At 71.6% G+C, this 14,945-nt stretch carries 13 protein-coding genes; 6 read left to right on the top strand and 7 right to left on the bottom strand.

All coding sequences use genetic code 11. The features are described from left to right. Positions 1–43 precede the first annotated feature (43 nt). A complete protein-coding gene (locus tag FNV62_RS31810) occupies positions 44–874 on the top strand; it encodes a hypothetical protein (protein WP_143627913.1) in 831 nt (276 codons plus the stop codon). 29 nt (positions 875–903) lie between these two features. Here FNV62_RS31810 and FNV62_RS31805 read toward each other — a convergent pair whose 3' ends face one another. Continuing rightward, the gene (locus FNV62_RS31805; RefSeq protein ID WP_225900884.1) at positions 904–1,986 is read right to left on the bottom strand and encodes an adenylate/guanylate cyclase domain-containing protein; all 1,083 of its coding nucleotides are present in this window, start codon (positions 1,984–1,986) and stop codon (positions 904–906) included. Positions 1,987–2,350: 364 nt separating this feature from the next. Further along, entirely contained in the window at positions 2,351–3,217 is an 867-nt protein-coding gene (locus FNV62_RS31800) for a biotin--[acetyl-CoA-carboxylase] ligase (RefSeq protein WP_143627911.1), read from the bottom strand. Between the two features lie 131 nt (positions 3,218–3,348). On the opposite strand from FNV62_RS31800, the gene FNV62_RS31795 reads away from it, so the two are divergent. Then, positions 3,349–4,941, top strand: a complete 1,593-nt coding sequence (locus FNV62_RS31795; RefSeq protein WP_054234736.1) for an acyl-CoA carboxylase subunit beta — start codon at positions 3,349–3,351, stop codon at positions 4,939–4,941. Positions 4,942–4,965: 24 nt separating this feature from the next. Next, positions 4,966–5,172 (top strand): acyl-CoA carboxylase epsilon subunit, encoded by a 207-nt coding sequence (locus FNV62_RS31790; RefSeq protein WP_054234735.1) that lies wholly within the window; start codon positions 4,966–4,968, stop codon positions 5,170–5,172. Here FNV62_RS31790 and FNV62_RS31785 read toward each other — a convergent pair. After that, positions 5,169–6,299, bottom strand: coding sequence for an SGNH/GDSL hydrolase family protein (locus tag FNV62_RS31785; protein WP_143602742.1), 1,131 nt, complete (start codon positions 6,297–6,299; stop codon positions 5,169–5,171). The genes FNV62_RS31790 and FNV62_RS31785 overlap by 4 nt on opposite strands. Before the next feature lie 164 nt (positions 6,300–6,463). On the opposite strand from FNV62_RS31785, the gene mmpB reads away from it, so the two are divergent. Both mmpB and FNV62_RS31780 read left to right on the top strand, forming a co-directional pair. Continuing rightward, on the top strand, positions 6,464–6,592 hold the full coding sequence (gene mmpB / locus FNV62_RS57165) for a morphogenic membrane protein MmpB (RefSeq protein WP_096239832.1): 129 nt from the start codon (positions 6,464–6,466) through the stop codon (positions 6,590–6,592). Positions 6,593–6,694: 102 nt separating this feature from the next. Beyond that, the gene (locus FNV62_RS31780; protein ID WP_054234733.1) at positions 6,695–7,315 is read left to right on the top strand and encodes a Maf family protein; all 621 of its coding nucleotides are present in this window, start codon (positions 6,695–6,697) and stop codon (positions 7,313–7,315) included. Here the strand turns inward: FNV62_RS31780 and FNV62_RS31775 are convergent, their stop codons facing one another. Beyond that, positions 7,316–7,861 carry a hypothetical protein gene (locus FNV62_RS31775; protein ID WP_097286012.1) on the bottom strand — a complete coding sequence of 182 codons (546 nt, stop codon included), beginning with the start codon at positions 7,859–7,861 and terminating at the stop codon, positions 7,316–7,318. A gap of 355 nt (positions 7,862–8,216) precedes the next feature. On the opposite strand from FNV62_RS31775, the gene FNV62_RS31770 reads away from it, so the two are divergent. Continuing rightward, positions 8,217–9,989: an acetyl/propionyl/methylcrotonyl-CoA carboxylase subunit alpha gene (locus FNV62_RS31770; protein WP_143602741.1), complete on the top strand. Its 1,773-nt coding sequence runs from the start codon at positions 8,217–8,219 to the stop codon at positions 9,987–9,989. Between the two features lie 848 nt (positions 9,990–10,837). On the opposite strand, the gene FNV62_RS31765 is transcribed toward FNV62_RS31770, so the two are convergent. The 3 genes from FNV62_RS31765 to FNV62_RS31755 form a co-directional block, all read right to left on the bottom strand. Further along, a complete protein-coding gene (locus tag FNV62_RS31765) occupies positions 10,838–11,956 on the bottom strand; it encodes an AI-2E family transporter (protein ID WP_054233756.1) in 1,119 nt (372 codons plus the stop codon). Between the two features lie 300 nt (positions 11,957–12,256). Then, positions 12,257–13,219 carry a DeoR/GlpR family DNA-binding transcription regulator gene (locus tag FNV62_RS31760; RefSeq protein ID WP_079089491.1) on the bottom strand — a complete coding sequence of 321 codons (963 nt, stop codon included), beginning with the start codon at positions 13,217–13,219 and terminating at the stop codon, positions 12,257–12,259. 167 nt (positions 13,220–13,386) lie between these two features. Then, complete coding sequence (locus FNV62_RS31755) at positions 13,387–14,835, bottom strand: NAD(P)H-quinone dehydrogenase (RefSeq protein WP_054233630.1); 1,449 nt, start codon at positions 14,833–14,835, stop codon at positions 13,387–13,389. Positions 14,836–14,945: the final 110 nt, after the last annotated feature.

The following is a 14,945-nucleotide window of genomic DNA, read 5'->3' as shown; positions in this document are numbered from 1 at the left end:
CCCGGTGCTTCGGGGGGCGCGGGCACATCGGGGAGGGATGACCATGACGAACGGCACGACGACAGACGTGACGAGGCCGTCGAGAACACCGACGGACTCTCCACTCACCCCGTACTCCCTGCCCACGGCCCGGCGCGCGCCGGTTCCCCCGGGCACGCGTGAACCCGGCGGCACGGCAACCCGCCCCGTGCTCCGCCCCGTGGGGGGCGACCGCACGCCCGCCGGTCGCCCGGCGGCGGACCCCGCACCCGCCGCCTCGCCCTCCGCGAGCCTCGCGGAGGGCGAGGCGGTCGGTCCGCTCCGCGAGCGGGGCGGCCGGGGGCGGCACCGTAAGCCGCGGCCCCGGCGGGCGCTGTTCGCCGTGGGTGGGCTCGCGCTGGCCGCGGGGGCGTTGAGTCTGGCGCGGATGGCGCCTGAGTCGGTGGTCGGCGGCGGGAGCGGGAACACGGAGGCCGAGCCGAGGCCCGGGGTCGCCACGGACGAGGCGCTCGACGCCGCGCCGACCGTCTGGGCCGTGCCCTCCGCGCATCCGGCGTCCCCGGGTTCGACCGGCGCGCAGGGCGGGGCGAGCGCGACCCCGACCTCGGGCGTGAGCCCGGCGCCCACGGCACCGTCGACGGCCGCCTCACCCTCGGCGACGGCGACGATCCCGTCCGCCCGGGCGAGCGCCCCCGTGGGGAGCGTGCCGGACACGACCGGCATCCCGACCGCGCCCGTCGTCGTACCGTCGCAGCCACACACGCGGCCGACGCCCGCCCCGAGTCCCACCACCCACACCCCGGCCCCGGCGCCCACCCAGAACCCGCCGGGTCTGTGCGTGCCGATCGTCGGCATCTGTGTGAACGATCTGGCGGGCCCCGCCGGAGGCCATTGAGGGAAACCGGGTCCCTTGAGGGCCAGGGCCTACGGCTGGTCACCGTTTCGGCGGGCCAGCAGCCACGGTTCGACCACGCCGAGGCCGCGGACGGGACGCTGCCACATCGGCTGGAGGGCGAAGCGGTAGACGGGCGGCTCCTCGCCCTCCTTCTCCGCGGCGGCCGCGGCCTCGGCGGCCTCCGCCTCGGAGGCGGGCGCGTCCGCGGTGCGGATCAGTTCCCCCGCGAAGGCGCCGTCCACCAGGACGGCATCCCGTGGCGCTATCGACGTGAGCCGCGAGGCGAGGTTCACCGTCGTACCGAAGACGTCGCCCATGCGGGTCGTCACGGTGCCGAAGGCGATGCCGACGCGCAGCTCCGGCATCGTCTCGTCGTTGGCCATCGTCTCGATGAGGCGCAGGGCGATCTCGGCGGCGATCCCGGCGTCGTCCGCGGCGTACAGCACCTCGTCACCGAGGGTCTTGATGAGGCGCCCCCCGTGCGCGGCCACCAGGTCGGCGGCGGTGGTCTCGAAGGCCTCGACGAGCTCGCCGAGTTCCTCCTCCTCCATCCGGCGCGTCAGCCGCGTGAAGCCGACGAGGTCCGCGAAGCCGACGGCGAGGCGGCGGTCGACCATCTCCTCGTCGTCGCCGGCCTGGACGACACGGCCGGTCGCGGCGGCGAGCTGGCGCCGCCAGACGTAGACGATGAACTCCTCCAGCTCGGGCAGGAGCAGCTCGATCAGCGGGTACGTGACCTCGGTGCGCGTCATGCCCGGCTCGGGGGGCTCGGTCAGGCCCTCCAGGAAGGAGTCGATCTGCCATTCGGCCAGGCGGGCCGTGGTCTGCCCGGTGGAACGGGCGACCTGGACCGCCATCGCCTCGCTCAGCAGGCCCGCCTCGACGAGACCGGCGAGGCGCCGCAGCGCCAGCACGTCGGCCTCGGTCAGCGCCTTGGCCTGGCCGATGTCGGCGAAGCCCATGGCCCGCCAGAAACGCGAGGCCAGTTCCATGGAGACGCCTGCGCTGCGGGCGGCCTGGAAGGGGGTGTAGCGGCGCTCGGCGCCGAGGATGAGCGTTTCGAGGCGCAGCGCGAGGGGGTCCTCGCCGGAGTCGACGGACTCCTCGTCCATCCGGTTCTGCGCGTCCAAGCGGCTCTGTCCGTCCATCCGCCCGGTCGTCTCACCGGTCGGCCCGGCGGTCCTCTCGCCGGCCATGTCACCGTTCGTGTCGACGCGCGCGGGCGCCGGGTCGGTGACCGGCCCGGCGGTACGCCCCGGCTCACCGTCGGGGGCGGGGTGTGCACCCGTGCCGGAGCCCGTGTCGTCGACGGTCACGCCTGCTGCCCTTCCGATCTGCCGTGGTCAGGTATCGACCGCGCTCAACTCTACGGCAGGTGTGCGCTGGCTCACTCCTGACTCGTACGCCCGGTCGGAGCTCGGCACCACGATCGGTTCCGGGCCCCACCGCTCAGTACGGTCCACCGACCTCCTCGGCTCACGCCGGCCGCAGATGAACGATGTCCCCCGCTCCCACCGGCTGCTGTACGCCCTCCTCCGTGGCCAGGACCAGACGCCCGTCCCCGTCGACCGCCACCGCTTCCCCGGTGATCGACGTGCCGCCGGGCAGTTCCGCACGCACCACCCTTCCGAGGGTCGCGCATCCCGCGGCATACGTCTCCTGGAGACCGGAGGCGGCGGGGTCGCCACCCGCGGCCCGCCACTTCTCGTACCACTGCTCCAGGGAGCGCAGGACGGCTCGCAGCACGGTGTCACGGTCCGTGGTCGTGGCGCCCGCGAGGGCGAGGGAGCCCGCGCCGGGCACGGGGAGTTCGTCCTCGCGCAGGGTGACGTTGATTCCGATGCCGACGACGACCGCGTCGTTCCCGGCGCGCTCGGCGAGGATGCCGCCCGTCTTGCGCTCCTCGCCGCCCACCGTGACCAGCAGGTCGTTGGGCCACTTGAGCGCCGTGTCGACACCCGCCACCTTGGACAGGGCCGTGGCCACCGCGACCCCGGTGAGCAGCGGGAGCCAGCCCCAGCGCTCGACGGGAACCCCGGTGGGCCTCAGGAGTACGGAGAAGAACAGGCCCGAGCGGGCCGGTGCCGTCCACTGGCGGTCCAGACGGCCCCGCCCGGCGTTCTGCTCCTCCGCGACGAGGACGACGCCCTCGTCGGCCTTCTCGTCCGTGGCGAGGGCCACGAGGTCGGAGTTGGTGGACCCGGTGCGCGGCGTGACCCGGACATCACCCCAGAGCCCGCCCTCGCGCACCAGAGCCCGGCGCAGGCCGGTCCCGTTCAGCGGTGGACGGTCCAGGTCGGACCACCGGTTGTCGTTCGCGTCTGAAGCATCTCGCGGCGTCATGCAACCCACCCTAGGTGTGGTAAACGCCGCACTGCCGAACGGTATCGACACCACTACCCTACGAGTCAGTAGCAACCCCCTGAGCACATCACCCTCATATTCGCACTGAGCAGGCAGGGAGCCGCATCCCGATGTCCGAGCCGGAAGAGCTGCACCACCCCGACATCCACACGACCGCGGGCAAACTCGCGGACCTGCGGCGCCGCGTCCAGGAAGCGACGCACGCCGGCTCGGCACGCGCTGTCGAAAAGCAGCACGCCAAGGGCAAGCTGACGGCCCGTGAGCGGATCGAGCTGCTGATCGACGAGGGCTCGTTCGTCGAGCTGGACGAGTTCGCGCAGCACCGCTCGACCGACTTCGGCATGGAGAACAACCGGCCCTACGGCGACGGTGTCGTCACCGGCTACGGCATGGTCGACGGCCGTCCCGTCGCCGTCTTCTCCCAGGACTTCACCGTCTTCGGCGGCGCCCTGGGCGAGGTCTTCGGCCAGAAGATCATGAAGGTGATGGACTTCGCGCTGAAGACCGGCTGCCCGGTCATCGGCATCAACGACTCCGGCGGCGCCCGCATCCAGGAGGGCGTCAGCGCGCTCGGCATGTACGGCGAGATCTTCCGCCGCAACACCCACGCCTCCGGCGTCATCCCGCAGATCTCGCTCGTCGTCGGTCCCTGCGCGGGCGGCGCGGTGTACTCCCCCGCGATCACCGACTTCACGGTCATGGTCGACCAGACCTCGCACATGTTCATCACGGGGCCGGATGTCATCAAGACGGTGACGGGCGAGGACGTCGGCTTCGAGGAGCTCGGCGGCGCGCGCACCCACAACGCGGTGTCGGGTGTGGCCCACCACATGGCGGGCGACGAGAAGGACGCCATCGAGTACGTCAAGCAGCTGCTGTCGTACCTGCCGTCCAACAACCTCAGTGAGCCCCCGGTCTTCCCCGAGGAGGCGGACCTCGCCCTCACGGACGAGGACCGCGAGCTGGACGTGATCGTGCCGGACAGCGCGAACCAGCCGTACGACATGCACGCGGTGATCGAACACATCCTGGACGACGCCGAGTTCTTCGAGACCCAGGCGCTGTTCGCGCCGAACATCCTCACCGGCTTCGGGCGGGTCGAGGGCCACCCGGTGGGCATCGTCGCCAACCAGCCGATGCAGTTCGCCGGCTGTCTGGACATCGACGCGTCCGAGAAGGCGGCCCGCTTCGTGCGCACCTGCGACGCCTTCAACGTCCCCGTCATCACCTTCGTGGACGTCCCCGGCTTCCTCCCGGGCGTCGACCAGGAGCACACGGGCATCATCCGCCGCGGCGCCAAGCTGATCTACGCGTACGCCGAGGCGACCGTCCCGCTCATCACGGTCATCACCCGCAAGGCCTTCGGCGGCGCCTACGACGTCATGGGCTCCAAGCACCTGGGCGCGGATCTCAACCTCGCCTGGCCGACCGCCCAGATCGCGGTGATGGGCGCGCAGGGCGCGGTGAACATCCTGCATCGCCGCACCATCGCCACCGCCGAGGATCAGGACGCCACCCGGGCCCGCCTGATCCAGGAGTACGAGGACACCCTCCTCAACCCCTACACCGCGGCCGAGCGCGGCTACATCGACGCGGTGATCATGCCGTCCGACACCCGCTCCCACGTCGTACGGGGCCTGCGTCAGCTGCGTACGAAGCGGGAATCACTCCCTCCGAAGAAGCACGGCAACATCCCGCTCTAGAACCCCGGACCCTTGGGAGCAGACATGACGATCAAGGTCGTACGGGGCAATCCGACCCCGGAGGAGCTGGCCGCCGCTCTGGCGGTGGTCCGAGCGCGCGCCGCGGCGGCCACCACGCCGCCCGGCGCGCCCGGCACCCGGGACTCCTGGTCGGACCCGTCCCGCATAGCCGCCCAGCACCTGCCCCAGCCGGGCCCCACGGCATGGACGCGGACGTACTGGCCCGCCTAGAAGCACCCCGCCACCTCCTCGGCCATCACCTCGTACCCGGCGTCATTGGGGTGCAGGTGATCGCCGAAGTCGTACACACCCCGTAGCCGATCCGGATCCTCCGGATCGGCCAGCACCCCGTTGAGGTCCACCACCGCGTCCCACTCCCCCGCCCCGAGAATCCACCCGTTCACCTCGCGGCTCACTTTCGCGGCCCGCTCCCCCCAGTGATCGGACCCCCCGAAGGGGATCAGCGTCGCCCCGATCGCCCGCAGCCCCCGCCCACGCGCCTGCCGTATCAACTCCCGGTATCCGTCGATGAGTTCGTCGGCCTCCACCACCGGCGCGGGCTTGTACGTCGGCTGTTCGTCCGTCTCGCTGAACCCGATGTCGTTGAGCCCCAGCAGCACGACGACCGCCTCGACCCCGGCCTGGTCGAGAACGTCCCGCCCGAAACGCCGGACGCCCTTCTCCCCGTACCAGGCGGAGTCGTTCAGCAGCAGGTTCCCGCCGATGCCCGCGCCCAGCACGGGCCGCCCCGTGCGCTCGGCGAGCGCGTCCGACCAGCGGCGGTTCGCGCCCGGCGTCGAGCCGAACCCGTCCACGATGGAGTCCCCGAAGAGCACGACACCGTCCGTACGGCCCGCGTCGACCTCGACGGCCGACAGGAAGTACCAGGACTCGCTCGTCTCGCCGAATCCGTCGCCGTCGAGGTCGTCGAGGCGGTCCCCTTCGCCCCGGTGGCTCGTCGCGAAGGCCTGGGCGTGGAAGGTCGCGGGCCCGGTGGCGGCGTCGAGGCGCAGGGTGACGGTCACGGACTCCAGGGCCTCCACCACGAGTTCGGCGGGGTCGCTGGCGACCTGTCCGCGCGCCGGGATCTCGACGCCCCCGGCTCCCTCGAAGGTGAGCCGCCGCAGTGAGCCGGGCTCGACACCGGCCCCCTCGCCCGCACGGGCCACGGTGGCCCCGGCGATCCGCAGCGGCGAGGTGCCGTACGCGTTCGACAGCCGTATACGAACCCGGCCGCCGCCCGCCCCGATGCGGACGACCTGGCGCAGGGACTGGCGCCAGAAGCCCTCCTGGGACCAGTTGGGGGTGAAGCCCACGGCGGGGAGCTGGGGCGATGCGGTCCAGGCGGTGGTGAACACGGCGACTGCCTTCCTAAAAGGGACCAGAGTTCCTTTAGTGACTGCCATGACCGTAGCAGGCGGACGCGCGTTAAAGGAACCCTGGACCCGTTTAATCGGGTCGAGGGCAAGTTGAGTACGCGTACTCAGGCGGTCGACGCCCTCGCCGCCGCACGATCGAAGGCATGCTGTGGTCCGACCCGGAGAACGAGCCGCCCAAGGAACTTCGCGACATGCAGGAGATGTTGCGGCGGCTCGGCCTTCTCATGGCGTTGGCCATGCTGCTCGCGATGATCGTCCTCGGAGTGATGTGATCGGCACGAGGTGATCGGCGCCGCGTGATCGGCACGAGGTCATCGGCGCGAGGTGAGACAGGGCGACGGGGGACGACACGCCCACGCCGATACCCTGACCGCATGACTGATCAGCCGCGCCGCCGCCTCGTGCTCGCCTCGCAGTCCCCCGCCCGGCTCGGCCTGCTGCGCCAGGCCGGACTCGACCCCGAGGTCATCGTGAGCGGCGTCGACGAGGACGCCGTCTCCGCCCCGACCCCCGCCGAACTCGCGCTCGCCCTGGCCGAGGCCAAGGCCTCCGTCGTGGCCGCCCGGCCCGAGGTCCAGGGCGCCCTGGTGATCGGCTGCGACTCGGTCCTCGACCTGGACGGCGAGGCGCTGGGCAAGCCCGCGGACGCCGAGGAGGCCACCGCCCGCTGGAAGGCGATGCGCGGCCGGGCCGGCACCCTCCAGACGGGGCACTGCGTCTACGACACGGCCGCCAAGCGCTACGCGTCGGGGACCGCGTCCACGGTGGTCCGCTTCGGCGACCCGACCGACGCCGAGATCGCCGCGTACGTCGCCTCGGGCGAGCCGCTCCACGTCGCCGGGGCCTTCACGCTCGACGGCCGCTCGGCCCCCTTCGTCGAGGGCATCGACGGCGACCACGGCAACGTCATCGGCATCTCCCTGCCGCTGGTGCGTCGCCTGCTGGCGGAACTGGGCGTGGGCATCACGGAGTTGTGGACCCCGCGGGAGAAGTGATCAGGACGCGCTCGGTGTCGGGGGCGCCGTGACCGGGGATCCCCCGGTGCCTCCGTTCGTACCACCGTTCGTGTCTCCGTTCGCGTCCCCGTCCGTGCCCCCGTTGCCGTCCTTGCCGCCCGCGCCGTCGCCCGGCGCGGCGTCGGCGGGACCCGCGCCGCGGTCGAAGGCCAACAGAGTGAACACGATCAGCCCGAGCGCCACCATCATGAACACGAACGCGCCCCAGCCCACCAGGCCCACCGTGAACGCGCCGAGCAGACCGTGCACCACGGCGGCGCTGATCAGCAGGATGCGGCCGAAGAGACCCGGGGCGCGGTCGCGCACCGCGACGAGCAGCGCGGCGACGCCGCACAGCGCGAAGTAGAGGCCGAAGACCAGCCCCCCGACCTTGGACGAGACGGACATCATGTTCGAGTCGAGACCCGCCAGAGACATGTCCTGGCGGTCGACGACCACGCCGAGGAACCAGTTCAGCAGCGCAATGCCGATCGCCTCCACGAAAAGCACGATCGCCGCCACCCACGCCACCGGTCTGCGCGCCACCGGTCCCCACCCACTTCCGAGTGCTGTTACCCCAAGTATGTTCGAGACCTCCCGAACGCTACTAACGGGTAAACGCCGGGACAAGGGTTCGGCCGCGGGCAAAGAATCGTTGGGCCATTCGTAGGGACTCCACAAAGAAACGCTGTGCGTCGCAGCACGGCCTCACAGAGACCTTGGCCACACAGGAGGGCTAGGGTTCAGCCAAGGATTCCTGCGTACCGCGGTGTGACAAGGGATCTCGCGGGTCGAGCGAGCCTCGAATCACGCTCCGTGTGGGCAAGCTCACCATTGGGGACGGGTCGAAAGGTCGTGTCGGCAGTCCCTAAACTCGGCTTGTTTCAAGGAGGGAGCCATCGTGCGCAAGGTGCTCATCGCCAACCGTGGCGAAATCGCTGTCCGCGTGGCCCGGGCGTGCCGGGATGCCGGGATCGCGAGCGTTGCCGTGTATGCGGAACCAGACAGGGACGCTCTGCATGTCCGGGCGGCGGACGAGGCGTTCGCTTTGGGCGGTGACACCCCCGCCACCAGCTACCTGGACATCGCCAAGGTCCTCCAGGCCGCCAAGGACTCCGGCGCGGACGCCATCCACCCGGGCTACGGCTTCCTGTCGGAGAACGCCGAGTTCGCCCAGGCGGTCCTGGACGCCGGCCTGACCTGGATCGGCCCGCCCCCGCAGGCCATCCGCGACCTCGGCGACAAGGTCGCCGCCCGCCACATCGCCCAGCGCGCCGGAGCCCCCCTCGTCGCGGGCACCCCCGACCCGGTGAACGGCGCCGACGAGGTCGTCGCCTTCGCGCGGGAGCACGGGCTGCCCATCGCGATCAAGGCGGCCTTCGGCGGCGGCGGACGCGGCCTGAAGGTCGCCCGCACCCTCGAAGAGGTCCCCGAGCTGTACGACTCCGCCGTGCGTGAGGCGGTGGCCGCGTTCGGCCGCGGCGAGTGCTTCGTCGAGCGCTACCTCGACAAGCCCCGCCACGTCGAGACCCAGTGCCTGGCCGACACCCACGGCAACGTCGTCGTCGTCTCCACCCGCGACTGCTCCCTCCAGCGCCGCCACCAGAAACTGGTGGAGGAGGCGCCGGCGCCGTTCCTGTCGGACGACCAGGTGGCGGAGCTGTACTCCTCCTCCAAGGCGATCCTCAAGGAAGCCGGCTACGTCGGCGCCGGCACCGTGGAGTTCCTCGTCGGCATGGACGGCACGATCTCCTTCCTCGAGGTCAACACCCGCCTCCAGGTCGAACACCCCGTCACCGAGGAGGTCGCCGGCATCGACCTCGTCCGCGAGATGTTCCGCATCGCCGACGGCGAGGAACTCGGCTACGGCGACCCCGCCCTGCGCGGCCACTCCTTCGAGTTCCGCATCAACGGCGAAGACCCGGGACGCAACTTCCTGCCCGCCCCCGGCACGGTGACGCTGTTCGCCCCGCCGTCGGGTCCGGGCGTGCGCCTGGACGCGGGCGTCGAGTCCGGCAGTGTCATCGGCCCGGCCTGGGACTCCCTGCTCGCGAAGCTGATCGTCACCGGCGCCACCCGCGAGCAGGCGCTCCAGCGCGCCGCCCGCGCCCTGGAGGAGTTCCAGGTCGAGGGCATGGCGACCGCCATCCCGTTCCACCGCGCGGTGGTCCAGGACCCGGCCTTCGCCCCCGAACTGACCGGCTCCACCGACCCGTTCACGGTCCACACCCGCTGGATCGAGACCGAGTTCGCCAACGAGATCCCCGCGTTCACGGCCCCCGCGGACACGGACACCGACGAGGAGCCGGGCCGCGAGACGGTCGTCGTCGAGGTCGGCGGCAAGCGCCTCGAGGTCTCGCTGCCGTCCTCGCTGGGCATGTCCCTGGCCCGCACCGGCCTCGCCGCCGGCGCCAAGCCCAAGCGCCGCGCGGCCAAGAAGTCCGGCCCGGTCGCCTCCGGTGACACCCTCGCCTCGCCCATGCAGGGCACGATCGTCAAGGTCGCGGTCGAGGAGGGCCAGGAGGTCAAGGAGGGCGACCTCGTCGTCGTCCTGGAGGCCATGAAGATGGAACAGCCCCTCAACGCCCACCGCTCCGGCACCATCAAGGGCCTGAGCGCGGAGGTCGGCGCGTCCATCACGTCCGGCGCCGCGATCTGCGAGATCAAGGACTGACGACCCGGTCGTACGCCATCCGAAGCGCCCGCCGAACCGAACAATCGGTCCGCCGGGCGCTTCGCCGTCTCCGACAACGACCAGATCGCTTACCCCTAGGCCGAGCCACAGAAGTCCGTCCGGACCGGAGCCCGGGGACCGGAGCCCGGGGACCGGAGCCCGGGGACCGGAGCCCGGGGACCGGGGACCGGATGCCGGGGGCCGGAGGCCGGAGGCCGGAAGCCGGGGACCAGAGCCCGGAAGCCGGGGAGCGGGGACCGGGGACCGGATGCCGGAAGCCGGGGACCGAAGGCCGGGGACCGGGGAGCGGATGCCGGGGAAATCGTCGCCTCGGCCGGGCGGGCGACCGGGATGATTCCGCCCGCGCCAGACCCGCACCTCGCTGATCACGACGGCCCGCAGACCGTCCTCCCGGCGGCACGCCGCAGACCCCCCCAGCCGCGACCCACAGACCGCCTCACCCAGCCGCGGACCGGGGAAATCGTCACCTCAACCGGGCGGACGACCTGGATGATCCGGTCCGCGCCGGACCCGCACCTCGCTGATCGCGACGGCACGCAGACCGTCCTCCCGGCGGCACGTCGCAGACCGCCCCCCAGCCGCGGCCCACAAACCGCCTCACCCAGCCGCGGACCGGGGAAATCGTCACCTCAACCGGGCGGACGACCGGGATGATCCGGCCCGCACCGGACCCGCACCTCACTGATCGCGACGGCCCGCAGACCGTCCTCCCGACCCCCGACCCACAGACCGCCTCTCCCAGCGGCAGGCCGCAGCCCGCAAACCATCTCCCCCAGCCGCGACCCACCGACCGTCTCTCCCGGCCGCAGGTCGGAGAATTCGTCGCCTCAGGCAGGTGAGCGGCCGGGGTGGTCCGGGGCGGGGCGGGTTCGGATCTCGCTGATTACGGACCAGGCGACCGACACCATCGGGACGGCGACCACCGCACCGATCACACCGGCGAGGATGCCGCCCGAGATGACGGACAGGGCCACGACCACCGGGTGCAGCCGGACCGCCCAGCTCAGCACGAGCGGGTGCAGGACATGGCCCTCGATCTGGCCGACGACCACGATCATGGCGAGCACCACGAGCGCGATGACCGGCCCCCGTGAGGCCAGCGCGACGACCGTGGCCACGGCCAGCGCGATGGGCGAGCCCACCAGCGGGATGAACGCGGCGAAGAACTCCAGCAGCGTCAACGGCAGAGCCAGCGGCACGCGCAGCGCGAACAGGGCGATCCCCACCAGTACGGCGTTGGTGGCGGCCACGATGATGATGCCGCGGGTGTACCCGGCGAACGTCCGCCACGCGACCCGTCCCGCGCGGCCCCAGGGATCCCGGGCGCTCTCGGGCAGCAGGCCCTGGAACCAGTGCCAGAACCTGTCCCCGGAGTGGATGAAGAACAGCGAGCAGAACAGCGCGAGCACCGCTCCGGTCAGCACCTCCACCGCCCGCCCGGCACCGCTGAGCGCGCTGCTGATCAGTGTGGAGCGGTGCTCCGAGAGGTACGTCCTCACCTTGCCCTGAAAGTTCGACAGCACGGTGTGCCGGACGCGGAAGGGAGGGCCCTCCAGCCACCGCTGGATCCGCCCGATGCCCCCGGCGAACTGCTGCCCCAACTGGTCCGACTCGCCCGCGACCTGGCTGCCGACCAGCGCCAGCAGCCCGAGCATCAGCACCAGACTGCCCAGGACGCTCACCACGACGGCCAGGGACCGGGGCATGCGCCGCGCCAGCAGATCGGCCAGGGGACGCAGCACCGAGGTCACCACCAGCGCGAGGAACAGCGCCACGGCGACCAGTTGCAACCGGCCCAGGATCTTGAAGGCCGCGTACACGGCCACCCCGAGCACCAGCAGCCGCCACGCGTACGCCGCGGCCACCCGCAGCCCCTGGTTCACCGGAACGTCGTCGCGCTCCGCGGCACGCCGGATCGCCGTCCCCGCCGTACGGGCCCGTGCCACCGCCCTCACCCCGCGGGCGGACCCGCGGGCGGACCGGCTCCCCAGGACGACGTACCGCATCCGTCGCCGGTGCGAACGGCGCGATCCGTCGTTCACCTGTGCGTCACCGCCTCCCGTCGCCGTGTCAAGGACAGGTTGCGGGTGGACGAGGAGCCGTCGCAAGCCGGGACGCATGCGGACAAACCGCACCCGTAGGCCGTGAGCTGGGCCGCTTCCCCGTAGCGGGGCGGGGGGACGGCCGAGTGGAGGGTGCCCGGCGTACGCCATACGGCCCATGGGGGTGCACGCCGGTCGAGTCGGTCAGCGGCGGCGCAAATCCGCCACTCGCGCCCGCTCTCCCGGGGACTGCTCGCCCAGGACGGTAGCGCTGCGCAACTGCGGTCCCGCACCCGGCACCTGGCCGCGGCGCGGACCGGGGAGAGGCATGTCCCGGCGCGGCTGGCGCCCCGTCGGGACCGCGTCCCCTCCCGTGCCGCCGCCCGCCTGCCCGGCCACCGCGATCTGTACGCCCTGGTCCGCCAGGGCCTGCAGTTCGGTGACCGCACGGTCGTCGTGCGCCGGCGGCTCGTCCGTGACCAGGCGGGTGATCAGATCGGTCGGCACCGTCTGGAACATGGTGTCGGTGCCGAGCTTGGTGTGGTCGGCGAGGACGACGACCTCCGCGGCGGCCTGCACCAACGCGCGGTCGACGGACGCCGACAGCATGTTGGAGGTGGACAGCCCGCGCTCGGCGGTGAGCCCACTGCCGGAGAGGAAGGCCCGCGAGACCCGCAGCCCCTGGAGGGACTGCTCGGCGCCGCTGCCGACCAGGGCGTAGTTGGAACCGCGCAGGGTGCCGCCGGTCATCACGACCTCGACGCGGTTGGCATGGGCCAGCGCCTGCGCCACCAGCAGGGAGTTGGTGACGACGGTCAGCCCGGGCACCCGCGCGAGCCGGCGCGCCAGCTCCTGCGTAGTGGTGCCCGCGCCCACCACGATGGCCTCGCCCTCTTCGACGAGACCCGCGGCGAGATCGGCGATGGCCGTCTTCTCGGCGGTCGCGAGATGCGATTTCTGCGGAAAGCCGGACTCCCGCGTGAACCCGCCCGGCAATACCGCACCGCCATGCCGGCGGTCGAGGAGTCCTTCTGCCTCCAGTGCGCGCACGTCCCGCCGTACGGTCACTTCGGAGGTCTGGACGACGCGGGCGAGCTCACGGAGCGACACGGCCCCGTTCGCTCGCACCATTTCGAGGATCAATTGGCGACGTTCTGCAGCGAACACGAAACTGACAGTAACCCCAACGACCGTCTGCTTTCAGCAGTTTGCGCCGAATAACAGAAGTTGTTCGCATGGCAGTACGCGAAGTGGTATACGCGCCTACTCGCTCCGCCTATGCCGTACGAATGGTCGACAACTCCCCGTGACCAGCGGGAAGTCGGGGTGGGGCGTCAGCCTTCGTCGCCCGCCTTGCGGGTGTGCAACTGCCGTGCGACCTCGGCGATCGAGCCCGAAAGGGAGGGATAGACGGTGAACGCGTTCGCGATCTGTTCGACCGTCAGATTGTTGTCGACCGCGATCGAGATGGGATGGATCAGTTCCGAGGCGCGCGGCGCGACGACCACGCCACCGACGATGATCCCGGTGCCGGGGCGGCAGAAGATCTTGACGAAGCCGTCCCGGATGCCCTGCATCTTGGCGCGCGGGTTGCGCAGCAGGGGCAGCTTGACGACACGGGCGTCGATCTTGCCCGCGTCCACGTCGGCCTGCGAGTAGCCGACGGTGGCGATCTCGGGGTCGGTGAAGACGTTGGACGAGACGGTCTTCAGGTTCAGCGGAGCGACCGCGTCGCCCAGGAAGTGGTACATGGCGATGCGTCCCTGCATCGCCGCGACGGAGGCGAGGGCGAAGACGCCCGTCACGTCACCGGCGGCGTACACACCCGGGGCGGTGGTCCTGGAGACCTTGTCGGTCCAGATGTGCCCGGAGTCCCTGACCCTCACCCCGGCCTCCTCCAGACCCATTCCGCTGCTGTTCGGGATGGCGCCGACGGCCATCAGACAGTGCGAGCCGCTGATGACCCGACCGTCGGAGAGCGTGACCTCGACCCGGTCGCCGACGCGCTTGGCGGATTCGGCGCGGGAGCGGGCCATGACGTTCATGCCACGGCGCCGGAACACGTCCTCCAGCACCGCGGCGGCGTCCGGGTCCTCGCCCGGCAGCACGCGGTCGCGGCTGGAGACGAGCGTGACGCGCGACCCGAGCGCCTGGTAGGCACCGGCGAACTCGGCACCGGTGACACCGGAACCGACGACGATGAGCTCCTCCGGGAGCTCGTCGAGGTCGTAGACCTGCGTCCAGTTCAGAATCCGCTCGCCGTCCGGCTGCGCGTCGGGCAGCTCACGCGGATGCCCGCCGGTCGCGATCAGCACCGCGTCGGCGACGAGCGTCTCCTCGGTCCCGTCCGCGGCCCGTACGACGACCTTGCGCGAGCCGTCCAGGGACTGCATGCCCTCCAGTCGCCCACGCCCGCGCAGCACCCGCGCGCCGGCCCGCGTCACGGAGGCCGTGATGTCGTGCGACTGCGCGAGCGCGAGCCGCTTCACACGCCGGTTGACCTTCCCGAGGTCGACGCCGACGACCCGGGCCGCCTGCTCCGCGGGAGGGGTGTCGTCGGCGACGATGATCCCCAGCTCCTCGTACGACGAGTCGAAGGTGGTCATCACCTCGGCCGTCGCGATAAGGGTCTTCGACGGCACGCAGTCGGTGAGCACCGACGCCCCGCCCAGACCGTCGCAGTCGACGACGGTCACCTCCGCGCCGAGCTGGGCGGCAACCAGCGCCGCCTCATATCCGCCGGGTCCGCCACCGATGATCACGATCCGAGTCACGTACTCCATTGTCCCGCACGCTTCAAGATGCTTCCGCCCGGGGGCCGCGCCCGCCCCCATCCGAGCCCCATCCGTTATGTGCTCCTCCGTTATGCGCTTATGCGTTCTGTTACGCAAGA

The sequence above is a fragment of the Streptomyces sp. RLB3-17 genome (genome assembly GCF_007113425.2).
Classification (GTDB): Bacteria; Actinomycetota; Actinomycetes; order Streptomycetales; family Streptomycetaceae; genus Streptomyces; species Streptomyces mirabilis_D.
The sequence above is the reverse complement of the archived record's forward strand: the minus strand, read 5'-3'. Positions and strand labels throughout refer to the sequence as shown.